The organism is Bradyrhizobium sp. JR3.5 (genome assembly GCF_054057015.1).
Window position 1 is genome coordinate 3003854 of sequence record NZ_JBSRYV010000002.1, and the last position, 26382, is coordinate 3030235.

Sequence of the window (26382 nt, forward strand, 5' to 3'; positions counted from 1 at the left end):
CGCTCTTTCAGGCTGGGGATTGCCTGGAGGCCTTTGGACTATCTGCAAGCCTATTGTTCGTGGCAAACCTCTGGCCGAACGTTTCGGATGGATACTCGCCGAACAGCGACCGGTAGTAACCAGAAAATCTTCCCAAATTCAGGAAACCGTGCTGAAGGGCGATGTCCGCGATCGTTGTGGTGGCTGGATCATTCCTGCAAAGAGCAGAATGAACCTCACATAATCGCAGACGTTGAAGATACGCGACGGGGCCAATGCCGAGCGCATCCTGGAAGGCGCGATGCAGTGTGCGCCGCGAGACATTAAGCTTACTGCAGATCTCGGAAATATGCACCGGCACCGCACCGGTCTGATCGAGATAATCTTCGACCTTCCTGACAATTTTGTGCGCCGACGAAAGAGGGCGGTCCGATTCGGCGGGGTCGTTCAGCCGGATTGGCGCCGTCATGGTTTCGACGATCGATCGCTTCCAGAATTCGACGGCGGCGGCGCCGAGTTTCCCATCATTATCTCGCAGACGTGCGACGATTTCGTGCAAAAGGGCAATGAACTGGGCCCCGGCATGAGGCGCCGCGCAAAAACGAGCTTTCTTCCAGGTATTCATGTCCGCCAGCCGCGGCTCGCTTCCGAACAGTGAAGAGATATCGGAGGGTGCGAAGGAGATAACGGCAAATGACGCGCTACCGTCATACCTGCCATCATGTTCGTGGCCTGGGGGCGTCACCATGACGTCGCCGATATGGACATGGTGTAACCATTGCGTCACCCGTCCGGCGGATCCGGTCAGCATGCCGATGGCTATTCGATCCCGGCTCAGAATTCCCGTCGACCGCATGCCGACCGAGAAGGTGCCCAGGTCCACGGGCAAGTCGCCGATCGAAAGGTGCGTGAGTTGACCGCGCATGCGGCCACGGTCGATCTGCACGATCTCTCTCTGCGATCCGCGGACCGCACTCTTGAGTTCCTCGAAACTTCCGAGACTGCGCACCTGGATTGGCGTCGATTGTCCCATCGATTTGCCTCGTTTCATGGTGCCGTGACGGCGCCGGCGCGCGCCAAGCCTCAACTCTAGAACTTGGCTTTGATGCTCTTTCCTGCAGCTTCGGTCATGACCGCGGAGTCGATCGCCAGTGGCATCGATACCGTGAAGAAGCCCACAGTGCCCTCCAGGTGATTGACGGCGTCAAACTCACGATAGACCTTCAGCCGAGTCGAGATCGGCAGTTTACCGGCTTCGAACGTATAGCCAATGGCGCCGCCAAGCGCGACCACTCGGCCCTCGAATGCGCCGAGGATCGCACCGGTGCCGCTATCGGGCGTGAGCTGTTGATAGTAGTACCCGACGAAGCCGATGGTGAATTCCTTCGTGAGATATTTCGTCGCAGCCCATTCCAGGTGGAATTCGTCGCCTGTCTTGTAGTCGGTCGCGGTGTTGGTCTGGTTAAAGGTGAACCCCGCAGCCGCAGACAAGTCCCAGCCCACCGCGGGGTCAAGCCATGTCAGTGTGCCGAACAGATCGACCGCGGGGCGGTTGAGCGAAGCGTTCGAAAGCTGTCCCGCGACATAGGTGCCCGACGGAATCACGCCGCCGATTCCGAGTTGCCAGTGAAAGTTGCCCGCCTGCCATCCGAGAAAGGACTGCACGAAGAAGTCGCTGAGAGCAGTGTTATCGTTGGTGACGTTGGCGCCGATCGGGCCAAGACGCGGCGAATTGATCAGCAGGCTGGCGTTAACGCGCGGCTCGCCCACCGATGACGTCAGCGAGAATGCGAGGTCGCCGCCGAGGATTTTTGCCGGCGTGACCCATAATGTCGTGGGAAGATTGAGCCAGGTCTGCGTCGAAACGTTGGCGACCAGCAAACCGCCGAACGGCAGGGATTTCCCGCCGCCGAGTTTCGCGTCGTAGAAGTAGGTGTCGTCGTTGAAGTAGACGCCGGGAGGTGGCGTAATGCCCGCGCCGTTCGAGCGCGACCCCAAGAGATAGGCGCCGATGCCGCCTTCAGCCGCTTTCGTCGGTGCATCGTTCAGGCAAAACAGCGCGCCGACGACAAGTGCGGCAGTGAGATGATGTCGCATTTGCCTCCCTTTGTCCCAAAAGCGAAACGCATGATTTCAAATCACAGTCTTGGCATTTTATGCGACATTCCGACGTGAAAACAACCGCTCAATCTCTGAGCGAATGAAGAATCGGATGCTATAGCTATCACGCTGTTTGATTTGAATTGTCGAACAAATGTGGATGCGCTGAAATCGAATGATAACGATCGCCACGCATAAATTCTTCAGTAGGAAAATGCGCGACCAGAAGCTTGGCACAAATCGGACATCACATCAGCGCGGTCTTCCGCTAGGCTTCAATTCCACATGGCACCAGAAGATAGGGAAGGGCATCTGACCCATCGAGCCATAGTTCAACTTGAGGGTGAAATGCGGAGGGGCGCTGGAGATACAGTTTGTCTTGAAAACACGCTGGCTCAAGCAAGGCCCGTAACCACGATCGTCTGGAGCGTTTGCGTTGACGTTGCTGCCCACCAACATTGAGCGAAACGATCGGCCAGCGGAGGATAGCCCGAACGGGGACATGGTCCGGATTCCTGGCGGCACGTTCCGCATGGGTTCCGACGTTCATTACCCAGAGGAGGCGCCGTCGCATCGCGTGACGGTGGACGGATTCTGGATCGACCGCACGCCGGTGACCAACCGTCAGTTCGAGGAGTTCGTCAGGGCCACCGGTCACCGGACGTTCGCCGAGATTGCGCCCGACCCGGAAGATTACCCCGGCGCGCTGCCACAAATGCTGTATGCCGGCTCGCTGGTATTCTCGCCGCCGCCGCGCCTGACAAATTTGCGAGAATGGAGTCAGTGGTGGGACTTCATGAAAGGCGCCGATTGGCGCCATCCCTATGGGCCGATGAGTAACATCAAAATGCATGACGACCACCCGGTCGTCCACGTGTCGCTCTCCGATGCGCTGGCCTACGCACAATGGACGGGGAAGGACCTCCCGACCGAAGCCGAATGGGAGTTCGCCGCGCGCGGCGGTCTGGACGGTTGCGAGTTCGCCTGGGGTGATGAATTCACGCCTAATGGCATGCACATGGCCAATACCTGGCAGGGCGAATTCCCGCGACAGAATCTGGGCATAGATGGCTACGAGCGCACCTCGCCGGTAACCGCGTTTCCGCCGAACGGTTATGGCGTGCACGACATGATCGGCAATGTCTGGGAGTGGACCTCCGACTGGTACACGCCGAAGCACGAGGCCGATGCACAGAAGGCGTGCTGCATTCCCGAGAACCCGCGCGGCGGCCGCGAAGATGGCAGTTACGATCCGCAGCAGCCCAACATCCGCATTCCGCGCAAGGTTATCAAGGGCGGCTCGCATCTATGCGCGCCGAATTATTGCCGCCGCTACCGGCCGGCGGCGCGGCATGCTGAGGCCGTCGACACGTCAACCAGCCATCTTGGATTCAGGTGCGTGATCAGGAACCCGAGCGCGCGATGATCTGTGATTTCTCTTGAAGAATGGAGTGTCGAATGTCCAGCGAAGTGAAAGACCAAGGACGCGCGCGAAGCCGCCAAATCCGACGATAGTTCTCTCAACCGCCGAAATCTCCTGCTGGGAACGTCGACTCTCGTAGCTGCGGCGACGCTGACATCCGGAGCGCTCGCGCAGGCGCAAAAAGCCGCGGTGGCTGCTCCCTCCGGACGCAAACCCAACATTTTGTTGATCATGGCCGATGACATAGGTTGGTTCGACGTCGGTGCTTATAATCGCGGCATGATGGGCGGCCCGACACCGAATATCGACCGCATCGCTGCGGAAGGTGCGCTACACACCGATCATTACGGCCAGGCAAGTTGCACCGCCGGGCGTGCGGCGTTCATCACCGGACAAATTCCGATGCGAACCGGTCTGACCACCGTCGGCATGCCCGGTGCCAAGGAGGGACTGCAGGCCGAGGATCCCACCATCGCCGATCTGCTCAAGCCGTTGGGTTACATGACTTGCCAGACTGGCAAGAACCACCTTGGTGACCGCAACGAATACCTGCCGACGGTGCACGGCTTCGACGAATTCTACGGCAACCTCTATCACCTCAACGCTGAGGAGGAGCCCGAGCAGGACGATTATCCGAAGGGCAATGAGAAGTTCAAGGAGACGTTCGGGCCTCGCGGCGTTCTCGAATGCAAGGCGACGGACAAAGACGATCCCACCGAAGACAGGCGCTTCGGCAAGGTCGGAAAGCAGACTATCAAGGATACTGGACCTCTCACCCGGGAACGCATGACGACCATCGAGGATGACCTTCTCGCGCGTTCGTCGGACTTCATGGACCGCGCCAGCAAGGCCGGGAAGCCGTTCTTTCTCTGGCACAACACCACCCGGATGCATGTCTGGACACGCTTATCCAAGCGATGGGAAGGCAAAACCGGCCTCGGGCTCTATTCCGACGGCATGCAGGAACTCGATTACGTCGTCGGTGGGCTCCTGAAAAAGCTGGACGATCTCGGCATTGCCGACAACACGCTTGTTATCTTCACGACTGACAATGGTGCGGAAAAGTTCACTTGGCCCGACGGAGGCACTTCGCCCTTCCGCGGCGAGAAGGGCCTTGGATGGGAGGGCGGCTTTAGGGTGCCCTTCCTGATCCGCTGGCCCGGCAAAATCCAGCCCGGCCGGATCGTCAATGGGATCACTTCGCACGAAGACGTGCTTCCAACGGTGCTCGCAGTCGCCGGCGAGCCCGATGTCGTCGCAAAATGCAAGGTGGGCTACGCCGCCGGCGACAAGACCTTCAAGGTGCATCTCGATGGTTTCAACCAGTTGCCTTATCTGACGGGGGAAGCCAAGGAATCCGCGCGCGAGCAATTCGTGTACTACGGTGAAACAGCGCTCTACGCGATCCGTTACAAGAACTGGAAGGTTCACTTCGAGACAAAGGACGATTGGTTCGCGGGACACTCCGCCGCGCCGACAGTGCCGCAACCGGTCAATCTGCGTGCCGATCCCTTTGAGCAGCACATGCAGGCGCCGGCCTACCCCAACTATGCGGTCAACAAGCTTTGGACCGTGCTGCCGATCGCGGCGCTCGTCGAACAGCATCTGGCCACGTTCAAGGAATTCCCGCAGCGCCAGACACCAATCGACGTCGATGTGAATGCAATGATGAAACGCGTGATGGCGGCTGCGGCAAAAGTGCGCGGCGGCAATTAGGGCAGAACTACAGGATTCGGCGTCGGGCGGCATTCGTGCCGCTCGGCAGTCGTCTGCGAGGCGGTTCAATGTTGTCATTCCTCCCTGTCGTGGCGTGGCGAGCACTTTTCACCATCTGGCTCGTCGGGGGTCTTTTCGCTACACAGTACGCATTCGCGCAAACCGATCCGCTGCCGTCCTGGAATGACAGCACAGTCAAGAGATCCATCACCGATTTCGTCTCGCGCGTTGCCACGCCGGGCGGCTCCGACTTCGTGCCCGTCGAGCAGCGCATCGCGACCTTCGACAACGACGGCACGCTATGGTGCGAACAGCCGGCCTATTTCCAGACCGCCTTCGCGTTCGATCGCATCAAGACGATGGCGCCGCGGCATCCGGAGTGGAAAACGACGCAGCCGTTCAAGGCGATCCTCGGCAAGGACATGAAGGCGCTGGCCGCCTCCGGCGAAAAGGGTCTGCTGCAAATCCTGGCCGCTACGCATAGCGGCATGACGGCAGATGAATTTTCGAAGGCGGTCATGAAATGGATCGCGACCGCCCGCCATCCACGCTTTAACCGCCTCTATACGCAGCTCGTCTACCAGCCGATGCTGGAACTGCTGGCCTACCTTCGTGCCAACGGTTTCAAAACCTTCGTCGTCTCGGGGGGCGGCGTCGAGTTCATGCGCCCCTGGATGGAGAAGGTCTACGGCATTCCGCCCGAACAGGTGGTCGGCTCGTCCGGGGTCGTCACGTTTCAGATGGACGCCAGCGGCAAGCCGTCACTGCTTAAGACACCAAAACTCGAATTCGTCGATGACGGGCCGGGCAAGCCAGTCGGCATCAACCGCTTCATCGGCCGCCGTCCCATCTTCGCATTCGGAAACTCCGACGGCGACCTGCAGATGCTGCAGTGGACGACCGCAGGCGCAGGCGCGCGCTTTGCCGGTATCGTTCATCACACCGACGCGGAGCGCGAATACGCCTACGACAGACAGTCGAAGGTCGGAAGACTCGACAAGGCGTTGGACGAGGCCGTCGCGAAGGGCTGGGCCGTGGTTGATATGAAGCAGGACTGGAAGGAGATATTTGCCGACGAAAAGTAGGATACGAGCCTGTCCGATCTCGATTTTTTCGCCTAGACCGTTCTGATGACACGCTGCTGTCTATCGACCACCCGCAAAATGCTCATGTCGAGATAGGTGGAAGAGCGCGATCGGTCGGTGGATTTGGAAGAACGACGTCAAGTCTGCCAGCCCGCGGCAGTCGAACTCCCCCTTGCTCCAGCCAGCAAAATGCAGTTGTCGCCAGATGCCGGGGCCCCAAGAGCAATCGAGGGTCACGAGCGAACCGGGACCTTTATTGGCTGAAGCATGATCCGGAAAAGTGCGAAGCGGCTTTCCGAAAAGATCATGCTCAAACAAAGAGCTAATGCGCGATGACGATTAAACCTAATCTCATCGCGCTTTAGGTAAAGGACGACAGCGGCGGCGCCAGCCGCGGCTGCGTCGGATCAGATCTGGCGTTCGACCATCTTGAACTTGAGCTCGGCAATCGCTTCCGAGGGATTGAGGCCCTTCGGGCACGCCTTGGCGCAGTTCATGATGGTGTGGCAGCGATAGAGGCGGAACGGATCTTCGAGATTGTCGAGCCGCTCGCCGGTCGCTTCATCGCGGGAATCGGTGACCCAGCGCGTCGCCTGCAGCAGCGCGGCGGGACCGAGGAAGCGCTCGCTGTTCCACCAGTAGCTCGGGCAGGAGGTCGAGCAACAGGCGCACAGGATGCACTCGTAGAGACCGTCGAGCTTCTCGCGGTCCTCGTGGCTCTGCCTCCACTCCTTCTGCGGCGTCGGCGTCGTGGTCTTCAGCCACGGCTCGATCGAGGCATACTGGGCGTAGAAATTGGTGAGGTCGGGCACGAGGTCCTTGACCACCGGCTGGTGCGGCAGCGGGTTGACCTTCACTGCGCCGCCGGCGCTCACGTCGTGCATCGACTTGGTGCAGGCCAGCGTGTTCTGGCCGTCGATGTTCATCGCGCAGGAGCCGCAGACGCCTTCGCGGCAGGAGCGGCGGAAGGTCAGCGTCGGATCGATGTGGTTCTTGATCCAGATCAGGCCGTCCAGCACCATCGGACCGCAATCATGGGTGTCGACGTAGTAGGTGTCGACGCTCGGATTCTTGCCGTCGTCCGGGTTCCAGCGATACACCCGGAATTCGCGCGTCTCGGTGGCACCGGCCGGCTTCGGCCAGGTCTTGCCGCCGGAAATCTTCGAGTTCTTCGGAAGTGCGAATTCAACCATGCTTGCTCGCCTTCGTTCTCAGTAGACCCGCGCCTTCGGCGGGATGTACTGCACATCATTGGTCATCGTGTAGTCGTGGACGGGACGATAATCGATCGCGGTCTTGCCGGCCGGATCGATCCAGGTCAGCGTGTGCTTCATCCAGTTCTTGTCGTCGCGCGCCGAGAAGTCTTCGCGCGCATGCGCGCCGCGGCTTTCGGTGCGGTTGGCCGCCGAATCCATCGTCACGACCGCCTGCACGATCAGATTGTCGAATTCCAGCGTCTCGATCAGGTCGGAATTCCACACAAGCGAGCGGTCGGAGACCGAAATGTCGCCGACGCCGCCATAGACCTTGTGGATCAGGTTCTGGCCTTCCTGCAGCACGTCGCCGGTGCGGAACACCGCGCAATTGTTCTGCATCACATGCTGCATGCTGTCGCGCAGCTTCGCGGTCGGCGTGCCGCCGGAGGCGTAGCGGAAGTGATCGAGCCGGCCGAGTGCGCGGTCGGCCGAATCCTTCGGCAGCTCCGGCTGCTTGGCGTTCGCCGTCAGCTTGTCGGCAAGGCGCAGCGCGGCGGCGGCGCGGCCGAACACCACGAGGTCGATCAGCGAGTTGGAGCCGAGGCGGTTGGCGCCATGCACCGAGACGCAGGCGGCTTCGCCGATCGCCATCAGGCCCGGCACCACCGAATTGTCGTCGCCGTTGCGCTTGGTCAGCACCTCGGCGTGATAGTTGGTGGCAATGCCGCCCATGTTGTAGTGCACGGTCGGCACGATCGGGATCGGCTCGCGGGTGACGTCGACATTGGCGAAAATCTTCGCCGATTCGGAGATGCCCGGCAGCCGCTCATGCAGCACCTTTGGGTCGAGGTGATCGAGGTGCAGGAAGATGTGATCCTTCTTCTTGCCGACGCCGCGGCCCTCGCGGATTTCGATCGTCATCGCACGCGAGACGACGTCGCGCGAGGCGAGGTCCTTGGCCGATGGCGCGTAGCGCTCCATGAAGCGCTCGCCCTCGGAGTTGACGAGATAGCCGCCTTCGCCGCGGGCGCCTTCGGTGACGAGACAGCCCGAGCCGTAGATGCCGGTCGGATGGAACTGGACGAACTCCATGTCCTGCAGCGGCAGCCCGGCGCGCAGCACCATGCCGCCGCCGTCGCCGGTGCAAGTGTGTGCAGACGTACAGGACGCATAGGCGCGGCCATAGCCGCCGGTCGCCAGGATCGTGGTCTGGGCGCGGAAGCGATGCAGCGTGCCGTCGTCGAGCTTGAGCGCGATCACGCCGCGGCAGACGCCCTGGTCGTCCATGATCAGGTCGATGGCGAAGAATTCGATGAAGAACTCGGCCGCGTGGCGCAGCGACTGGCCATACATCGTGTGCAGCATGGCGTGGCCGGTGCGGTCGGCGGCGGCGCAGGTGCGCTGCGCCTGGCCCTTGCCGTAGTCCAGGGTCATGCCGCCGAACGGGCGCTGATAGATCTTGCCGTCCTCGGTGCGCGAGAACGGCACGCCCCAATGCTCGAGCTCGTAGACCGCGTCGGGCGCGTTGCGCACCATGTATTCGATCGCGTCCTGGTCGCCGAGCCAGTCCGACCCCTTCACGGTGTCGTACATGTGCCAGCGCCAGTCATCGGGATGCATGTTGCCGAGCGAGGCCGAGATGCCGCCCTGCGCCGCAACGGTGTGCGAGCGGGTCGGGAACACCTTGGTGATGCAGGCGGTGCGCAGGCCCGCTTCCGAGCAGCCGACCACGGCGCGCAGGCCCGCGCCGCCGGCGCCGACCACGACGACGTCGTAGGTGTGGTCCTGGATCGGATAGGCCTTGCCATTGGTAGCCGGGCCACTGCCGTTGGTGGCCTTGCCGTTTCCTTCACCGGCCATGGGTTATACTCCCGACGACAATTTGAGGATTGCGTAGATCGAGGCCAATGCGACCGCGACGCAGAAGAAGTTGTTCGCCATCACGCAGGCGATCTTCAGCTTCTCGTTATGGATGTAGTCCTCGAACACGACCTGCATGCCGATCTTCATGTGCCAGGTGCTGGCGACGATGAAGAGCAGCAGGATGATGGCGATCGGGGATCGAGCCGAGGATCTGTGCCGCGCCGGCATGATTGCGGCCGATCAGCATGATCACTACGACGATCACGGGAACGATCAGGAGCGTCATCGCAACCGCGGTGAGGCGCTGACGCCAGAAATCGCCCGTGCCGGTGTGGGCGGAGCCGAGGCCGCGGACGCGCTCCAGCGGCGTGCGCATCGAAGAGGGGCCGCTCATCGTCCACCTCCAACCGCGTAGGCAATGATCCAGACCAGTACGGTCAGCACGATGCCGGCGACCAGCGCGCCCCAGGTCAGGGCTTCGCGCTCATTGGCCTTGAAGCCGTAGCCGAGGTCCCAGACGAAATGCCGGATGCCACTGCACAGATGGTGCATCAGCGCCCACGTGTAGCCGAACACGATCAGCTTGCCGATCGCGCTGCCGGTGAAGGCCTGGACGTTGGCATAGGCGGTCGGACCGGAGGCGGCTGCGATCAGCCACCAGGCGAGCAGCAGGGTGCCGAAATAGAGCGCCACACCTGTGGCGCGGTGGACGATGGACAGCGCCATCGTCAGCGTCCACCGGTAGGTCTGCAAATGGGGTGAAAGCGGTCGTTCGATCCTGGCGGTCATCGGCGGGCTTTATGTTGTGAGGGACCGCGGCCGGCCCATCGGGGAACGCGGTAGAGGAGTTCTATTTACGGAGTCGGATCAGCCCGCGCAACGGCCAAATAGCCTTCGGTCGAACCGAAGTTCATTGTTAGAGTTGCCGAATTCTGATTGATCCGCAGTGTGGTATACCAGATGCAAGGTCGAGTGAACCAAGAACTGAATCGCTAAATCCGTGGATCGACCGGCGCGTTTAACGGTGCATGGATGGGGCCCGGACGGCATCGATTTTACCCCATTGTTCCACCAGATAATCGACGAATGCCCTGATCTTAGGCGATGCGGGGCGTGACGGCTGAAGCATCAGATGCAGCGGCGTCGGGGCCGGCTCATGATCGATCAGCAGGGGTTGCAGGCGGCCGCTCGCGAGATCGGACTGCACCTGCCACGATGGCGCGCGGACGATGCCCGCGCCCTCCCGCGCGGCGTTGACCAGTGCCTCGAGGCTATTCATCCAGAGCCGACCGGATATGCGGAATTTGCGACCCGTCTTCGAGCCGTCGGCAAACCGCCACTCCGCGCTCCCTGGCGAATCGGAAAACACAAGGCAGTCCTGCTCGGCAAGATCGTCCGGCGTCCGCGGCTCACCGCGCCGTGCGAGATAGTCAGGTGATGCGCACACGATCATCTGCAGATCGGTGAGCTTGCGTGCAACGAGCTGCGAATCGCGCAGGCGGCCGATGCGGACGGCGAGGTGGATATCCTCCTCGACCATATCGACGGCGCGATCGATCAACAGCAGGTCGACGGCAACAGCCGGATAGCGGCGCAGAAACTCGACCAGCAACGGTGCGATCACGAGCCGCCCGATCAGGCTCGGCGAACTCAGCCGAATCCGGCCCGACGGCTGATGCGGGTCGCGCGCCAGCGCCGCCTCGATCTCCCTGACCTCGCCGAGAATCGATTTCGCGCGCTCATAGAGGATGCGCCCGTCATCGGTCAGCGCGAGCTGGCGGGTGGTGCGCAGCAGCAGGCGGGTGCCGAAATGCTCTTCAAGCGCGCTGATCTGGCGGCTGACCGAGGTCAGCGAGCTCGGCAGCGACCGCGCCGCCGCCGACAGGCTGCCGGTCTCGACTGCGCGGACAAAGGCCGCCATCGCCGCAAGCTGGTCCAAGCTCGATCCTTCCGCATTTCGCAAGAGAGCCTGCTCACGAGCATAGATACTCCCGAATCTCAAAAGGGGCTATTGCTGTCCGCGAACAGGCTCAAGACGGCGCTAAATGCCTGCGTGCGGGCGCCAACCACTGCGCGAAGGACATGATGGCCGGCCTCGATCCCAAGGAATTGCTCGAACTCGCACTGCTGCTGATTGCGGTCGGCGCGTTGTCCGGCTTTCTCGCCGGGCTGTTCGGCATCGGCGGCGGCGCGATCCTGGTGCCGGTGTTCTACGAATGCTTTCGTCTCGCCGGCGTGCCGCTCGAAGTGCGTATGCCGCTCTGCATCGGCACCTCGCTCGCGATCATCATCCCGACCTCGCTGAGTTCGTTTCGCGCCCATTATCGCCGCGGCGCGGTCGACATGGAGATCCTGAAGCGCTGGTGGCTGCCGATCGTGATCGGCGTCGCCGCGGGCAGCGTCACCGCGCGGTTCGCGCCGGAGCGGCTGTTCAAGATCGTGTTCGTTGTGGTGGCGTGGTCGGCGGCGGCACGGCTGCTATTGGCGCGCGAGACCTGGAAGTTCGGCGACGACGTGCCGAAGGGCTTTCTGATGCGCATCTACGGCTTCTTCGTCGGCTTGCTGTCGACGCTGATGGGCATCGGCGGCGGCCTGTTCGCCAATCTCTTGATGACCTTCTACGGCCGGCCGATCCATCAGGCGGTCGCGACGTCGTCCGCGCTCGCGGTGCTGATCTCGATCCCCGGCGCGCTGGGTTACGTTTATGCCGGCTGGCCCGCCGCCGCGCGCTTTCCCGACGTCGCCGCGCTGCAACTGCCCTTCGCGCTCGGTTACGTCTCGCTGATCGGCGCGCTGTTGGTGATGCCGACCACGCTCGTCACCGCGCCGCTGGGCGTAAGGGTCGCGCACGCGCTGTCGAAGCGGGCGCTGGAGATGGCGTTCGGGGCTTATCTCTTCATCGTCGGTGGCCGATTTGTGATCAGCCTTCTCGGCGGACATTAGCCGGAGCGCGCAGCCGGATGAAGCGAAGCGCAATCCGGGGTTCTTGCTGGTGATAGACCTTTCCCGGATTTCGCTTCGCTTCATCCGGGCTACGCACCGAGCTACTTCGCGTAGATATCCTTGTACGTATCCCGCAAAATGTTCTTCTGCACCTTGCCCATCGCGTTGCGCGGCAATTCATCGACGACGAAGACGCGCTTGGGCATCTTGAATTTGGCGAGCCGCCCGTCGAGCGCCTTCAGCACCGAGGCTTCGCTGATATCGGCGCCCTTGCTGCAGACCAGAACGGCGGTGACGCCTTCGCCGAAATCGGCATGCGGCACGCCGATCACGGCGGATTCGATCACGCCGGGCATGGCGTCGATCTCGCTCTCGATTTCCTTGGGGTAGACGTTGAAGCCGCCGGAGATCACGAGATCCTTGCCGCGGCCGAGGATGTGGACATAGCCCTTGGCGTCGATCTTGCCGAGGTCGCCGGTGATGAAGAAGCCGTCGCCGCGGAATTCGGCCTTGGTCTTCTCCGGCATTCGCCAGTAGCCCTGGAACACGTTCGGTCCCTTGACCTCGATCATGCCGATGGTTTCGCGCGGAAGCTCCTTGCCGGTCTCGGGATCGGTGACGCGCACCGAGACCCCGGGCAGCGCGAAGCCGACCGCGCCGGGCACGCGGTCGCCGTCATAGGGATTGGAAGTGTTCATGTTGGTTTCGGTCATGCCGTAGCGCTCAAGCACGGCATGTCCGGTGCGATCAGACCATTCGCGATGGGTGTCGGCGAGCAGCGGCGCGGAGCCGGAGATGAACAGCCGCATGTGTCTTGTCGCGTCCCTGTTCAGGCCGGGGTTCTGCAACAGGCGGGTATAGAAGGTCGGCACGCCCATCATCACGGTGGCGCGGGCCATCAGCTTCAGGATCGCGTCCGGATCGAACTTCGGCAGGAAGATCATCGAGGCGCGCGAGAACAGCGTCACGTTGCTCGCCACGAACAGGCCATGGGTATGATAGATCGGCAGCGCGTGGATCAGCACGTCCTTGTCGGTGAACCGCCAGTAGTCGACCAGCGAATACGAATTCGACGCCAGATTGTCGTGCGAGAGCATCGCGCCCTTGGAGCGGCCGGTGGTGCCCGACGTGTAGAGGATCGCGGCGAGGTCGTCATTGCCGCGCGGCACGGTGACGAATTCCTTCGGCGCCTTGTCGGCCGCCTCGGTCAGCGAGCCCTTGCCGGTCGGGTCGAGCGTCTCGACCTTGGCGCCTACCTTGGCGGCGATCGCCTTGATGCCCTCCAGCTTGGAAGGATCGCAGACCACCAGCGCCGGCTCGGCATCGGTGATGAAGTATTCGAGCTCGTTCAGCGTATAGGCGGTGTTGAGCGGCAGATAGACGCCGCCGGCGCGCACGGTGGCGAGATAGAGCACCAGGGCCGAAACCGATTTCTCGGTCTGCGCCGCGACGCGGTCGCCCGGCTTGACGCCGCGTTCCACCAGCACGTTCGCCATCTGGCCTGCGCGGGCGATCAGGTCGCCATAGGAGATGCGGCTGCCGTCGAGCTGCTCGATCGCCAGCCGATTGGGGTCGTCGAGGCCGTCGAACAGGCGGGAAAACAGGTTGGCGTTGGTGGTCGTGTTCATGCAACATCCCCTGAGGGGCGAAAGTGCCGGTAAAGGTCCGGTTGGATTAGCAAAAACGCCCTTCGGAAAGCAACGGAGACAGTTTGCATGACAAATAATGGGAAACGCGTGGCCTGGGTCACCGGCGGCGGCACCGGAATCGGCGAATCCGGGGCGGAATTCCTGGCTGCGGACGGCTGGACTGTGGTGGTCTCCGGCCGCCGCAAGGAAGAGCTCGACCGCGTGGTGGCCAACATCACGAAGAAGGGCGGCAAGGCCGAGGCGATCCCGCTCGATGTCAGCAACAAGGCCGACGTCAACAAGGCCGCGGAGGCGATCGTCGGCAAGCACGGCCGCATCGACCTCCTGGTCAACAGCGCCGGCATCAACGTGCCGAAGCGCAGCTGGGCCGACATGGAACTGGAAGGCTGGGACAAGCTGGTCGAGGTCAACCTCAACGGCGTGCTTTATTGCATGCGTGCGGTGCTGCCGACGATGCGCAAGCAGCAGGACGGCTGCATCATCAATGTCGCGTCCTGGGCCGGCCGCCACGTCTCGAAGATGCCGGGCCCGGCCTACACCACGACCAAGCATGCGGTGCTGGCGCTGACCCATTCCTTCAACATGGACGAATGCGTCAACGGCCTGCGCGCCTGCTGCCTGTCGCCGGGCGAGGTGGCGACGCCGATCCTGAAGCAGCGGCCGGTGGTGCCGAGCGAAGCCGAGCAGGCCAGGATGCTGCAACCCGAGGATTGCGGCCGCACCATCGCCTTCGTCGCCAGCATGCCGGCGCGGGTCTGCATGAACGAGATCCTGATCAGCCCGACGCATAACCGCGGCTTCATTCAGACGCCGACGAACAGGGATTAGGCGCGCCGGGTCTTCTCCATCCCCCTGCAAGGGGGAAGGTCGGGATGGGGGTCGGCCGCAGGCGACGCTGCAAGTGGAGAGAGCAGATCCCCACCCGCCTTGCTCCAACCTCCCCTTTTTCAAGGGGAGGTTGGAGCAAGATCACTCGCTGATCTCGTTCAGCTCCTTGCCGGAATGCTCCGGCACGAACAGGTACACGCCGATCGCCATCGCGATCATCAGCACGGGGATGCAGAGGAACGCCAGCGCGAACGAACCGGTGCGCTGCTGGAGCGCGATGGAGACGAAGGGAAACAGCACGAAGCCGACGAAATAGGCGATCGCCCAGACCACGCCGTTGGCGGCGCCGCGAATCCGGGTCGGGAAGATCTCCGCCGTCAGCGTCGTGCTCGGGCCCCAGAAGCCGAGGAAGCCGAGACACCAGGCGAGCCCGAACGCCCACAGCAGGGCGCGGTCCTCGGAATAGACCCAGAGCGTCATGAAGATCGCGCCCTCGATCAGGGTCACGATGAAGGTGCGGCGGCGGCCGATCTTGTCGATCAGCCAGCCGACCAGGCACAGGCCAAGGAAGCCGCACAGGCCATAGAACACGTAGAACAGGCTGTATTCCGCGGTCGACCAATGCTTCTCGGTCGAGGGGTAAAGCGGCATCCAGGCGCCGACCGTGCCATAGATGCAGGTGCTGGCGCAGGCCACGAACAGCGCGACCAATGTTGAAGGCAGCACGTCGGGCATGAACACCTGGCGGATGCCGACCGACTGGGCCTTGCCGAACCAGGCGCTGTCGTCGTCGTTGACCGTGCCGCCGCGCGCCAGCGTCTCCGAGATGCGCCGCTTGCGATCCTGCGCGCGCACCCAATAGGGCGATTCCGCACAGGTGGAGCGGATATAGATCGCGAGCAGCGCGATCACGCCGGGCACCATCACGGCGATGCGCCAGCCGTAATTGGCAGCAACCAGCCCGGTGATCGCGCCGGCGAGCGTGGCGCCGAGGCACCAGGCCGAGCGCGTGATGCTGATGACGCGGCCGCGCAGCCGGGCCGGCCAGGTCTCCGCCACCAGCATCGAGCCGAGCGACCATTCGCCGTTGAGTGCGAAGAACAAGAGCGAGCGCGCGATCACGAAGACCGTAAAGGTCGGCGACAGCGCCGCGACCGGCATCAGGAGCGAGAACAGCGCGATGTTGACCGCGAGCAGCGTGCGGCGGCCGTAGCGGTCGGCGAGCCAGGGCCAGAAATAGAGCCCGGCGATGCCGACGAACAGCGCGATCTGCATGCCCGGAGCGATATTCCGGCAGGCTCAGCTGGAATTCCTTGATCACCATCGGCGAGATCAGCGCGAAGATCACGCCGTCCATGCCGTCAAACCCCCAGCCGAGCGCATTGGCGGTGGCGATGTGCCAATGGGTCTTGGTGAGCTCGGTGCTGCCGGCGACCGCGCGGTAGTTGGCGTATTGCAGGTGCTTCTGCTCGAGCGGGCCGACGTCGCTGCCGGCATCATTCACCGCAGGCGCGGCGCGGCCGTCAGCCGTGATGCTGCTCATGATTGCTTCTCCCCACTACCGCTCGTCGTGAAGCTGCGCCGCAATCTCAGGCTGAACCAATCGGGCAAGGGCGGCAAGCAAATTGCTCGCGGCAGCGCACCCGTCCATTCCGTTGAATGGAATGCGCGACGGCTGCGTGAAGCGCCACATGTACGAAGCGCGCGCCAACCGGTTTCAAGAATCACAAAGAGTTATTTCCGGAAACCGCCCGGAAAACCTCCCGTAGCTCAGGCCAACGACGACGCACACCAATCAACACGCGCCGTTGTTGCCCCTTTATCGCCGGCGGAGACCGAGCCGGCCGGATTACCCATCGGGAGACGAACCATGTCGAAGCGTATTGCCTATCTTGCCGCCGCCGCCTTCAGCGCGCTTGCGATCACTGCCACCGTCGTGGCGCCAGTCCGCGCCGAGGAAAAGACCGTGATGGTCGGCGGCGCCGCGATGTTCCCGTCCAAGAACATCGTCCAGAACGCCGTCAATTCGAAGGACCACACCACCCTCGTCGCCGCGGTGAAGGCCGCCGGCCTGGTCAGCACGCTGGAAGGCAAGGGCCCGTTCACGGTGTTCGCGCCGACCAACGCTGCGTTCGGCAAGCTGCCGGCCGGAACCGTCGACAATCTCGTGAAGCCAGAGAACAAGGCGACGCTGACCAAGATCCTCACCTACCATGTGGTGCCCGGCAAGCTCGAGGCCTCCGACCTCACCGACGGCAAGAAGCTGAAGACCGCCGAGGGCGAGGAACTGACCGTGAAGAAGCAGGACGGCAAGGTCTGGATCGTCGATGCCAAGGGTGGCACCTCGATGGTGACGATCTCCAACGTCAACCAGTCGAACGGCGTTATCCATGTGGTCGACACCGTGCTGATGCCGGCGACCTGACACCCGGCGGGCCGATTTAGTCCCTGAACGCCTTACGAGACTGCGAGCCGGAGCCTCGCTCCGGCTCGCATTTTTGTGACCAGATGAAGTGGCGTATATCGAACTGATGATGCGCACACCCGTAACGGAACGCCGGTTCCCGGCGTATAAGCCGGTAACGACCACGAGCAGAGACATTCCATGACGAGCCTTGCCGTCAGCGACCACCAGGCAGAGACCGCGGCGCCCGCGAAGGTGATCCAGCCGGTCTGGGTGCGCATGGTGCACTGGATCAACGCATTCGCGATGATCCTGATGATCATGTCCGGCTGGCAGATCTACAATGCCTCTCCGCTGTTCGGCTTCACCTTCTCGCGGAGCATCACGCTGGGCGGTTGGCTCGGCGGTGCGCTGCTCTGGCACTTCGCCGCGATGTGGCTGTTGATGGTCAACGGCCTGATCTATCTGGCGCTCGGTTTCGCCACCGGCCGCTTCCGCAAGAAGCTGCTGCCGATCACCCCCGGCGGCGTGATTGCCGATACCAAGGCGGCGCTGACCTTCAGGCTGTCGCATGACGATCTCAGCAAGTACAATTCGGTGCAGAAGCTGCTCTATACCGGCATCATCACCGTCGGCGTGGTGATCGTGCTGTCCGGCCTGTCGATGTGGAAGCCGGTGCAGTTGCATTGGCTGGTATCGCTATTCGGCGGCTACGACATCGCCCGCTATGTCCACTTCACCTGCATGGCGCTGATCGTCGCCTTCCTGGTGATCCATGTCGCGCTCGCGCTGCTGGTGCCGAAGAGCCTGCGCGCCATGATCATCGGGCGCTGAGGGAGAGTGTTATGGGCCGTCTTCGCAAGCTCCTGATCCCCGGTGTCGACAAGAAGCTGCTCGTGCGCGATGCGGTGAAGACGATGCCGGAGCTGACGCGCCGCCGCTTCATCACGGCCGGAACCAGCCTCGGTGCGCTGACGCTGCTGACCGGCTGCGACGTGGTCGATTCGTCGTCGGCGGAGGAATTGCTGAAGAAGGTCTCGAAGTTCAACGACGCGGTGCAGGCCTGGATGTTCAATCCGGATGCGCTGGCGCCGACCTTCCCCGAGAGCATGATCACCAAGCCGTTCCCGTTCAACGCCTATTACGATCTCGACGATGCGCCGGAGATTGCAGGCGCGGACTGGAAGCTCGAGGTGCGCGGGCTGGTCGAGAACAAGAAATCGTGGACGCTCGACGAATTGTACAAGCTGCCGCAGGTCAAGCAGGTGACGCGTCACATCTGCGTCGAAGGCTGGAGCGCGATCGGCAGCTGGACCGGCACGCCGCTGCGCGATTTCCTCAAGCTGGTCGGCGCCGACACGCGCGCCAAATATGTCTGGTTCCAGTGCGCCGACAAGGACGGCTATAATTCGCCGCTCGACATGCGCACGGCGCTGCATCCGCAGACCCAGATGACCTTCAGATTCGGCGACGAGATCCTGCCGCGCGCCTACGGCTTCCCGATGAAGATCCGGGTGCCGACCAAGCTCGGCTTCAAGAACCCGAAATACGTGCTCTCGATGGAAGTCACCAACGACTACAAGGGCGGTTACTGGGAAGACCAGGGCTACAACTCGTTCAGCGGGAGCTGACGCGAAGCGTCATTCCGGGATGGTCTGAAGGACCAGACCCGGAATCTCGAGATTCCGGGTTCGATGCTAACGTATCGCCCCGGAATGACTCAGGGAGTCACCTTCCTCTGAAACGCCGCCAGCACCGCTCCGAGCGCCAGCATCGCGGCCGAGACGTTCAGCGCAAATGACAGGCTGCCGACGGCGTCGGTGATGGCGCCGACCACGATCGGGCCGAGCGTCTGGCCGATGCCGAAGGCGATGGTCATCGCCGCAATCGCGGTCGGCCAGGCTTCCGGCGGGTAGTTGAGACGCACGAAGGCGGTGGTTGACCCCACGACGGCGAAGAACGCGACGCCGAACACCAGCGCCGAGATCGCGAGCAGCAGCGGCGAATGCCCGAAGATCGGGAGAGCCGCGCCGAGCGCGTTGACGCCGAGGATGATGGTGGTGGCGAGCCCGCCGCGGTCGAGCGCCAAAACCCGCCGCCAGACCCAAGGCGTGACGAACGCGCTGACGCCGATCAGGCTCCAGAACGCGCTCTGTGCAACCGCGCCGCCACCACGGTCGCGGACATAGGCGATCATGAAGGTCATGTAGGCGATGTAACCGGCGCCGAACAGGAAATAGGCGGCGAGGTAGATCAGGACCGGCGTGATCGCGAACTTGGTCCGCACGATGCCGCCCGCGGCAGTATTGGCGTGGAATGGCGCAAGCATCAGCGGCACGGTCATGATCGCGGAGAGCAGCGTCATCGCCCACCACACGATCCACCATGAGCCGGCGCCAAAACCCTGCAGCACGAACGGCGCGATCAGGCCGGATGCCAGGATGCCGACGCCCGGCCCGGCATAGAACAGGCTGAGCAGGAAGTTGGCGCGCTCCGGTCGCGATTGGGCGATGGTTGCCGCCAGCGCGCCGCCGCCGACGAAGCCGATCGCGGCGGCGAAGCCGACCAGCAGGCGGGCGAAACTCAGCACGGCGAAATTGCCCGAGATCGCGCACAGCGCCAGCGACAGCGCACAGGCCACCGTCGACCAGCGCACCGAGGTGGCCAGCCCGAAGCGCTGGATCAGGCGCGAGGCGAACAGCGCGCCGAACAGGTAGCCGGCGGCGTTGATCGTGTTCATGAAGCCGGCGGCCGAATAGGACCAGGCCAGCGAGTCGCGCATGTCGGGCAGCACCAGCGAATAGGCGAAACGGCCGATGCCGAGACCGACCGTCGGTGCGAGCGACAAAATAAGGATCAGCCGCGCGGGATGCGGGTAGGACGGGGCGGGGGCTCTCACAATTCACTCCGGCAACGCAGGCATTGTGGCAGGCCGCGCCGGTCCTGCCCAGCGCCACAGGCAGCAACACTGTCTTGCGTATCGGGCAATCAGGCGATCAGGACCAGCGCGACGCCGGCGACGGTCAGCAGGGTTCCGGCGACGATCCGCGCGGTGATCTCGACATGCTTGAGCATCATCGCGCTCATCGCCACGGTCACCAGCGGGTAGATCGCGGCGAGCGGCGCCACCAATGTGATGGGGCCATTGCGGACCGCGGCGAACAGGCTGAGCGCGCTGAGCCCGTTGCTGATCCCGGTCATTGCAAACCAGAACCGGCCGTCGCGCGGCGCCTGCACCATGAAGCTGCCCTTGCGGATCCGCTGCACGGTCAGCACCACCAGCGAGGACGTGACATAGCCGATCAGGCAGGCCCATAGCGGGCTCGGCCAGATCGCCAGCCCGAGCTTGGCAATCGGTGGCACGATGCCGCGCACCAGCGCGCTGGTGAGCGGCAGCAGCAGGGCCCAGCTCCGCCAATGACCGAGGTCGCGGGGCCGGGTCACGGTAATGATCGCGGCACCGGCCACCGCGACCACGAGCCCGATCAGTTGTTGCGGCGCGAGCGGCTCATGCAGCAGCACCACGGCGGCGGTGACCGCAAACAGCGGCGCCAGATTGCCCAGCGTCGAGGTGATCACCGGCCCAAGCGCATGGTTCGATGCGAATGTCAGGAGCGTCAGCGAGGCCGGGAAGAACAGGCCGATCGCGATGAAGATCGGCAGGCCGCGCCAGACCACCGGCTCGCCATGCAGGATCAGCGGCGACAGCACCAGGAACAGCAGGGTGAAGGACGGCACGCTGATCGCGGCGCCCGACAGCGGCTCGACCGTGCGCAGGCCAAGCTGCGCCAGCACGACGCCGGCGCCGAGGAAAATGGCCGAGGCGAAGGCGTAGGCGATGGCTGCGGTCATGAGGTCCGTCTTGTTGGCTTCTTTTGGGGCGCGGTTGGCTCTTTGCGGGTCATTTTGGCCTCGTCCGAGGCGCCTTGCCAATCCGCCCGGGGCGTTTTAGCACTCCGGCCGGATTTTCCTCCGCTCGTCATGCCCGGGCTCGACCCGGGCATCCATCTACCTTGTAAGGGCTTCTTCGAAGCGGGATGGATTGCCGGGTCAAGCCCGGCAATGACGACAAACAGCTACCTAGAGGTAATGACCATGGCGACCCATAAACTGCTGCTTCTCCCCGGCGACGGCATCGGCCCCGAAGTGATGGCCGAGGTCCAGCGCGTGATCGACTGGCTGAATGCGCAAGGCATCGCGAAGTTCGAGACCGAGCAGGGCCTGGTCGGCGGCTCGGCCTATGACGCGCACAAGGTGTCGATCTCCGAGGGCGACATGGCCAAGGCCAATGCGGCCGATGCCGTGATCTTCGGCGCGGTCGGCGGTCCGAAGTGGGACAGCGTGCCCTACGAGGTGCGCCCGGAGGCCGGCCTGCTGCGGCTGCGCAAGGATCTCGGCCTGTTCGCCAATCTGCGTCCCGCGGTGTGCTACCCGGCGCTCGCGGATGCCTCCAGCCTCAAGCGCGAGGTGGTCGAAGGCCTCGACATCATGATCGTGCGCGAGCTCACCGGCGGCGTCTATTTCGGCGAGCCGAAGACCATCACCGATCTCGGCAACGGCCAGAAGCGCGCGATCGACACCCAAGTCTACGACACCTTCGAGATCGAGCGCATCGGCCGCGTCGCCTTCGATCTGGCGCGCAAGCGCAAGAACAAGGTGACCTCGATGGAAAAGCGCAACGTCATGAAGTCGGGCGTGCTCTGGAACGAGGTCATAACCCAGGTCCATGCGCGCGAATACAAGGACGTCACGCTGGAGCACCAGCTCGCCGATTCCGGCGGCATGAACCTCGTCAAGACGCCGAAGCAGTTCGACGTCATCGTGACCGACAATCTGTTCGGCGACATGCTGTCCGACATCGCGGCGATGCTCACGGGGTCGCTCGGCCTGCTGCCGTCGGCTTCGCTGGGCAAGGAGGACGCCAAGACCAAGGAGCGCAAGGCATTGTATGAGCCGGTGCACGGCTCGGCGCCCGATATCGCCGGCAAGGGCCTCGCCAATCCGATCGCGATGATCGCCTCGTTCGGCATGGCGCTGCGCTATTCCTTCGGCATGGGCGATCTCGCCGACAAGGTCGATGCCGCGATCGCGGCCGTGCTCGCCGGCGGCTTGCGCACCGCCGACATCAAGTCACAGGGCACCACGTCCGTCAGCACCGCGCAGATGGGCGAAGCGATCCTGAAGGAATTGCAGAAGCTGCACGCGTAAGGCTGCATCGTCGCGCCGGGGCATGCGCCGCATCGCCCCGGAATGACAGCAAAACAAAAATGCCCGGCCGGAGCCGGGCATTTTCATATCGGCTGTTCGCCGAAATTCTCAGTACAGCGGGAAGCTCCGCGGATAGCCGCCGAGATCGGCCGGCGGGCTGAGCGGCTGGCGGTCGATCGGACGGTTGTTGTTCTCTCGCGCGAACGACGGGTAGCCGACATCCGGCGGATAGGCGTAGTCGTTGAACTTGCGGTCGCCCGGCAGCACTTCGGTGCCGGCGTCGAGCCACGAGCGCGTGGTGACATAGACGCGGGTGCGCGGCCCCTGCTGATAGACCCGGTTCGGACCCTGCGCGCCGTAGTACCGGCGGCCGTCGCGGTCATACTGCTCTTGCTGCTTGCGCTTGTTGGGGCTCTGCTGCGCGCTGGCCGCAGTCATGCCGAACGCGGTTGCGGTGACGGCAGCCGCGGCAAGCAACACCACGAGCTTGTTCGCGGCAGGGAATTTCAAGGTCATCGCATCCTCGTCATTACGGCCCCCATCGGGGGCTGGCGTGTCAGCCAAAATCACTCGGAACACATTGTAGCCATGGAGGGTGGGGCGTCACTAGGTCAATTGCGCCACACCATCAGAGATAATGCGTGTCCAAGCGCAAAAGTTTCATGAAAAACCAGTGCCTTGCCACGGTCTCGCCACTAAAGCGCGCCGCGCAGAAGCGGGTTCTCGCTGCCCATCACCCAGTCGGCCGACAGAGCGGGCGGGCCGGAGGTAACGCAGTCGGTGCGCCGCAGCTCGGCATGCGCGAACAGTGCGGCGAGCCGCGGGTCGTTGCCCGCCGCCAGAAGGGTCAGCCGGTTCAGCATGCAAACGATCGCGGCGCGCTGGGCCGGCAGGCTGGCGCCCTGGCAAGTCCAGCCGGACATCCGCAGGTCGGGCGCGTCAGCCTGTTTGAGGAAGCCGAGGCAGGCGCGGCTGCCGTCCTGTCGCGCCGGGCGCAGCAGGGTGACGCCGCCGAACTTGCTGTCGACGATGCCGGCGGCCTCGAGCTCGCGGACGCCGCCGGGGTCGAGCCGCCCGGCAATCTCAGTGCCTGCGGATCCCATCGCCTCGCCGCCGGGGCGGTAGATTTCCAGCTCGGCCGCCGGCGCGCCATTGGCGTCGGCCCAGCGGAAGACGTCCTTGCGGCCGCCTTCGGGATGCCGGAGGATTTCGTAAGTATCTGTTTTATCTCGAAGATCGATCTTGCTGATGGCGAAAGCCGGCGCCGAGCGGCCGGCTACGCTCCAGCCTGCAGCAGGAGGTGCTGCCATCGCGGTTGCTTGCGACAGCTGCCTCCATAGATAGGTGCCGAGCACGACGAACAGCGCGAGCACGGCGACATAGGCGAACAGCCGGGAGAGCGTGGCGTACACCTCATCGACGAAACTCGTCAGCGCTGACGGATTTCCCGTATGATGGGGCGAGGCCGGATCGGCCCGGAATAAACGCATCAAAATGCTCAAAAGCTGCGCAACGTTGTCTTGATGGGGTTTCTCGCATAGAAGCGCTGCCTCTTCCCTTTCCGCAGCTTGCGGGGGAACGGGCATTTTTCGTCGGAGAGTGAACGATGGGTTACAAAGTCGCGGTGGTCGGAGCGACCGGCAATGTCGGGCGCGAAATGCTCAACATTCTCGACGAGCGCAAATTCCCCGCCGACGAGGTCGTCGTGCTGGCCTCGCGCCGCAGCGTCGGCGTCGAGGTCTCCTATGGCGACCGCACCCTGAAGGTGAAGGCGCTCGAGCACTATGACTTCTCCGACGTCGACATCTGCCTGATGTCGGCCGGCGGTTCGGTTTCCAAGGAATGGTCGCCCAAGATCGGCGCCGCCGGCGCGGTCGTGATCGACAATTCCTCGGCCTGGCGCATGGACCCCGACGTGCCGCTGATCGTGCCGGAGGTGAACGCCGATGCGGCCGCCGGTTTCACCAAGAAGAACATCATCGCCAACCCGAACTGCTCGACCGCGCAGCTCGTCGTGGCGCTGAAGCCGCTGCACGACAAGGCGACGATCACGCGCGTCGTGGTCGCGACCTATCAATCGGTGTCGGGCGCCGGCAAGGATGCGATGGACGAGCTGTTCTCGCAGACCAAGGCCGTCTACACCAATGACGAGCTGATCAATAAGAACGTTTCCGAAGCGCATCGCCTTCAACATCATTCCGCAGATCGACGTCTTTATGGAAGACGGCTACACCAAGGAAGAGTGGAAGATGATGGCGGAGACCAAGAAGATCCTTGATCCCAAGATCAAGCTGACCGCGACCTGCGTGCGCGTGCCGGTCTTCGTCAGTCACTCCGAGGCCGTGAACGTCGAGTTCGCCAACCCGATCACGGCGGACGAGGCGCGCAATATCCTGCGCAACGCGCCGGGCTGCCTCGTGATCGACAAGCACGAGCCCGGCGGCTACGTCACGCCGTATGAGGCGGCCGGCGAGGACGCGACCTATATCAGCCGCATCCGCGAGGATGCGACGGTGGAGAACGGCCTGTCGTTCTGGTGCGTGTCGGACAATCTGCGCAAGGGTGCCGCGCTGAACGCGATCCAGATCGCGGAAGTCCTGATCAACCGCAAGCTGATCACCGCGAAGAAGAAAGCGGCCTAAAGGCGGGGACCAACGGGGGGCGCAACCATGTCGGAACAGCTGGCTCCCACCCCATCGAGCCCCCCGACGCCGCGCATCATGCGCGGCTTCGAATATGTGCTGTTCAACAGTCGCTGGCTGATGGCGCCGTTCTATGTCGGCCTGGTGGTGGCGCTTGCCGTGCTGCTGCTGAAATTCGCGCGCATGCTCTGGGAATTCGTCCTGCATGCGTCCGGCTACAAATCGACGGAAGTCATCCTCGATGCGCTGGCGCTGATCGACGTCACGCTGGTCGCCAACCTCATTCTGATCGTGGTCTTTTCGGGCTACGAGAACTTCGTCTCGCGCATCGACACGTCGGGCAATCCGAACTGGCCGATCTGGATCACCAAGATCGATTTTGCCGGGCTGAAGCAGAAGCTGCTGGCGTCGATCGTCGCGATCTCCGCGATCCACGTGCTGGAAGCGTTCCTGAACATCGATGCCGCCTTCGACGCCACGCGGATGACCTGGCTCGTCGCCGTGCACCTGGTGTTCGTGATCTCAGCGCTTTTGCTTGCGCTCTCGGATCGCCTGGGCGGCGATCACGGTGATGGCTAGCGGTAGCTACGCGCCGGCCTTCACGGCATCGGCGACGCTGATGAACTCCTTCGCGACCCGGTCGAGCACGAACAGCGAGCCCTCGGCGACACCGAAATAGGCGCCGTGCAATTGCATCTCGCCGCTCTCGACGCGCTCACGCACGAACGGGAAGGTCATCAGGTTCTCCAGCGAGCGGAACACCGCGGCCTTCTCGATGCGGGTGACGAAGTCCTGCATGCTCTCATGGTCGCGCTGCTCGACGATCTCGCCGGGCTTGATGAACATCTGCATCCATTTGCCGATGAAGTCGCCCGGCGTGAGCGGCTTGATCTTGTCGACAAAGGCGCGGATGCCGCCGCACTGGGCATGGCCCAGCACCACGATGTTCTTCACCTTCAGCACGGTCACGGCATATTCCAGCGCGGCCGAGACGCCGTGCGCATTGCTGTCGGGCTGATAGACCGGAACCAAATTGGCGATGTTGCGGACCACGAACAACTCGCCGGGGCCGGCATCGAAGATCACTTCCGGCGAAACGCGGGAATCGCAACAGCCGATCACCATGGTCTCGGGGAACTGGCCGCGCTCCGACAGGTCCCGGTATCGCGACTGTTCGGTCGGCAACCGCTGGGTCGCGAAGGTCCGGTAGCCGTCGATCAACTGCTTCGGAAAGAATTTCATGGCCTCTGGCTAACCACATGCCGGTGACGGGAACAAGACTTTCGGCGTGCATCCTGAGATGATACGGCAGCGTTGAAAGATGGTTCCGCCCAATGCCCAAACAA

At 63.2% G+C, this 26382-nt stretch carries 24 protein-coding genes and 2 pseudogenes; 12 read left to right on the forward strand and 14 right to left on the reverse strand.

The features are described 5' to 3' along the window. Positions 1-7 precede the first annotated feature (7 nt). Complete coding sequence (locus ACVWW1_RS31320; RefSeq protein ID WP_456658538.1) at positions 8-1030, reverse strand: helix-turn-helix domain-containing protein; 1023 nt, start codon at positions 1028-1030, stop codon at positions 8-10. A 38-nt stretch (positions 1031-1068) separates the two neighbouring features. Continuing rightward, entirely contained in the window at positions 1069-2076 is a 1008-nt protein-coding gene (locus ACVWW1_RS31325; RefSeq protein ID WP_456658539.1) for a SphA family protein, read from the reverse strand. 505 nt (positions 2077-2581) lie between these two features. Here ACVWW1_RS31325 and ACVWW1_RS31330 point away from each other — a divergent pair. From ACVWW1_RS31330 to ACVWW1_RS31340, 3 genes are all read left to right on the forward strand, one after another. Then, a complete protein-coding gene (locus tag ACVWW1_RS31330) occupies positions 2582-3505 on the forward strand; it encodes a formylglycine-generating enzyme family protein (RefSeq protein WP_456660716.1) in 924 nt (307 codons plus the stop codon). A gap of 111 nt (positions 3506-3616) precedes the next feature. Then, positions 3617-5218 (forward strand): arylsulfatase, encoded by a 1602-nt coding sequence (locus ACVWW1_RS31335; RefSeq protein ID WP_456660717.1) that lies wholly within the window; start codon positions 3617-3619, stop codon positions 5216-5218. 68 nt (positions 5219-5286) lie between these two features. Further along, a complete protein-coding gene (locus ACVWW1_RS31340; RefSeq protein WP_456660718.1) occupies positions 5287-6303 on the forward strand; it encodes an HAD family hydrolase in 1017 nt (338 codons plus the stop codon). 407 nt (positions 6304-6710) lie between these two features. On the opposite strand, the gene ACVWW1_RS31345 is transcribed toward ACVWW1_RS31340, so the two are convergent. The 5 genes and pseudogenes from ACVWW1_RS31345 to ACVWW1_RS31365 all read right to left on the reverse strand — a co-directional run bounded on the left by ACVWW1_RS31345 (position 6711) and on the right by ACVWW1_RS31365 (position 11301). After that, the gene (locus tag ACVWW1_RS31345; protein WP_176534408.1) at positions 6711-7496 is read right to left on the reverse strand and encodes a succinate dehydrogenase iron-sulfur subunit; all 786 of its coding nucleotides are present in this window, start codon (positions 7494-7496) and stop codon (positions 6711-6713) included. Between the two features lie 18 nt (positions 7497-7514). Beyond that, positions 7515-9359 carry a succinate dehydrogenase flavoprotein subunit gene (gene sdhA / locus ACVWW1_RS31350; RefSeq protein ID WP_456658540.1) on the reverse strand — a complete coding sequence of 615 codons (1845 nt, stop codon included), beginning with the start codon at positions 9357-9359 and terminating at the stop codon, positions 7515-7517. Positions 9360-9362: 3 nt separating this feature from the next. Next, positions 9363-9738: pseudogene (sdhD, locus tag ACVWW1_RS31355) on the reverse strand (succinate dehydrogenase, hydrophobic membrane anchor protein). A 14-nt stretch (positions 9739-9752) separates the two neighbouring features. Further along, the gene (gene sdhC / locus ACVWW1_RS31360; RefSeq protein ID WP_092121389.1) at positions 9753-10151 is read right to left on the reverse strand and encodes a succinate dehydrogenase, cytochrome b556 subunit; all 399 of its coding nucleotides are present in this window, start codon (positions 10149-10151) and stop codon (positions 9753-9755) included. 229 nt (positions 10152-10380) lie between these two features. Then, positions 10381-11301, reverse strand: coding sequence for a LysR family transcriptional regulator (locus ACVWW1_RS31365; RefSeq protein ID WP_456658541.1), 921 nt, complete (start codon positions 11299-11301; stop codon positions 10381-10383). A 143-nt stretch (positions 11302-11444) separates the two neighbouring features. Here ACVWW1_RS31365 and ACVWW1_RS31370 point away from each other — a divergent pair, with 143 nt between their 5' ends. Continuing rightward, a complete protein-coding gene (locus tag ACVWW1_RS31370) occupies positions 11445-12305 on the forward strand; it encodes a sulfite exporter TauE/SafE family protein (protein WP_176534406.1) in 861 nt (286 codons plus the stop codon). Between the two features lie 101 nt (positions 12306-12406). Here the strand turns inward: ACVWW1_RS31370 and ACVWW1_RS31375 are convergent, their stop codons facing one another. Next, positions 12407-13933, reverse strand: a complete 1527-nt coding sequence (locus ACVWW1_RS31375) for a malonate--CoA ligase (protein WP_456658542.1) — start codon at positions 13931-13933, stop codon at positions 12407-12409. Between the two features lie 87 nt (positions 13934-14020). Between ACVWW1_RS31375 and ACVWW1_RS31380 the strand changes: the two genes are divergently transcribed. Beyond that, positions 14021-14782, forward strand: coding sequence for an SDR family oxidoreductase (locus tag ACVWW1_RS31380; RefSeq protein ID WP_229169601.1), 762 nt, complete (start codon positions 14021-14023; stop codon positions 14780-14782). 141 nt (positions 14783-14923) lie between these two features. Here ACVWW1_RS31380 and ACVWW1_RS31385 read toward each other — a convergent pair whose 3' ends face one another. Further along, the gene (locus ACVWW1_RS31385) at positions 14924-16057 is read right to left on the reverse strand and encodes an MFS transporter (RefSeq protein ID WP_456658543.1); all 1134 of its coding nucleotides are present in this window, start codon (positions 16055-16057) and stop codon (positions 14924-14926) included. Between the two features lie 38 nt (positions 16058-16095). Between ACVWW1_RS31385 and ACVWW1_RS31390 the strand changes: the two genes are divergently transcribed. From ACVWW1_RS31390 to ACVWW1_RS31405, 4 genes are all read left to right on the forward strand, one after another. Then, positions 16096-16227: a hypothetical protein gene (locus ACVWW1_RS31390; RefSeq protein WP_456658544.1), complete on the forward strand. Its 132-nt coding sequence runs from the start codon at positions 16096-16098 to the stop codon at positions 16225-16227. 425 nt (positions 16228-16652) lie between these two features. Continuing rightward, positions 16653-17207: a fasciclin domain-containing protein gene (locus ACVWW1_RS31395; protein WP_176534400.1), complete on the forward strand. Its 555-nt coding sequence runs from the start codon at positions 16653-16655 to the stop codon at positions 17205-17207. A gap of 180 nt (positions 17208-17387) precedes the next feature. Continuing rightward, complete coding sequence (locus ACVWW1_RS31400) at positions 17388-18020, forward strand: cytochrome b/b6 domain-containing protein (protein ID WP_456658545.1); 633 nt, start codon at positions 17388-17390, stop codon at positions 18018-18020. 11 nt (positions 18021-18031) lie between these two features. Beyond that, entirely contained in the window at positions 18032-18817 is a 786-nt protein-coding gene (locus ACVWW1_RS31405; protein WP_456658546.1) for a molybdopterin-binding protein, read from the forward strand. 89 nt (positions 18818-18906) lie between these two features. Here the strand turns inward: ACVWW1_RS31405 and ACVWW1_RS31410 are convergent, their stop codons facing one another. Next, complete coding sequence (locus ACVWW1_RS31410) at positions 18907-20085, reverse strand: YbfB/YjiJ family MFS transporter (protein ID WP_456658547.1); 1179 nt, start codon at positions 20083-20085, stop codon at positions 18907-18909. Between the two features lie 89 nt (positions 20086-20174). After that, a complete protein-coding gene (locus ACVWW1_RS31415; RefSeq protein WP_456658548.1) occupies positions 20175-21038 on the reverse strand; it encodes an EamA family transporter in 864 nt (287 codons plus the stop codon). 243 nt (positions 21039-21281) lie between these two features. Between ACVWW1_RS31415 and leuB the strand changes: the two genes are divergently transcribed. Beyond that, the gene (gene leuB, locus ACVWW1_RS31420; RefSeq protein WP_456658549.1) at positions 21282-22394 is read left to right on the forward strand and encodes a 3-isopropylmalate dehydrogenase; all 1113 of its coding nucleotides are present in this window, start codon (positions 21282-21284) and stop codon (positions 22392-22394) included. A gap of 108 nt (positions 22395-22502) precedes the next feature. On the opposite strand, the gene ACVWW1_RS31425 is transcribed toward leuB, so the two are convergent. Both ACVWW1_RS31425 and ACVWW1_RS31430 read right to left on the reverse strand, forming a co-directional pair. After that, positions 22503-22910 (reverse strand): hypothetical protein, encoded by a 408-nt coding sequence (locus ACVWW1_RS31425; protein WP_456658550.1) that lies wholly within the window; start codon positions 22908-22910, stop codon positions 22503-22505. 179 nt (positions 22911-23089) lie between these two features. Then, positions 23090-23884, reverse strand: a complete 795-nt coding sequence (locus ACVWW1_RS31430) for a hypothetical protein (RefSeq protein ID WP_456658551.1) — start codon at positions 23882-23884, stop codon at positions 23090-23092. A gap of 116 nt (positions 23885-24000) precedes the next feature. Here ACVWW1_RS31430 and ACVWW1_RS31435 point away from each other — a divergent pair. After that, positions 24001-25036, forward strand: a pseudogene (locus ACVWW1_RS31435) (aspartate-semialdehyde dehydrogenase). Positions 25037-25063: 27 nt separating this feature from the next. Further along, a complete protein-coding gene (locus ACVWW1_RS31440; RefSeq protein WP_176534393.1) occupies positions 25064-25615 on the forward strand; it encodes a TIGR00645 family protein in 552 nt (183 codons plus the stop codon). Between the two features lie 6 nt (positions 25616-25621). Here the strand turns inward: ACVWW1_RS31440 and ACVWW1_RS31445 are convergent, their stop codons facing one another. After that, the gene (locus tag ACVWW1_RS31445; RefSeq protein ID WP_456658552.1) at positions 25622-26278 is read right to left on the reverse strand and encodes a carbonic anhydrase; all 657 of its coding nucleotides are present in this window, start codon (positions 26276-26278) and stop codon (positions 25622-25624) included. Positions 26279-26382: the final 104 nt, after the last annotated feature.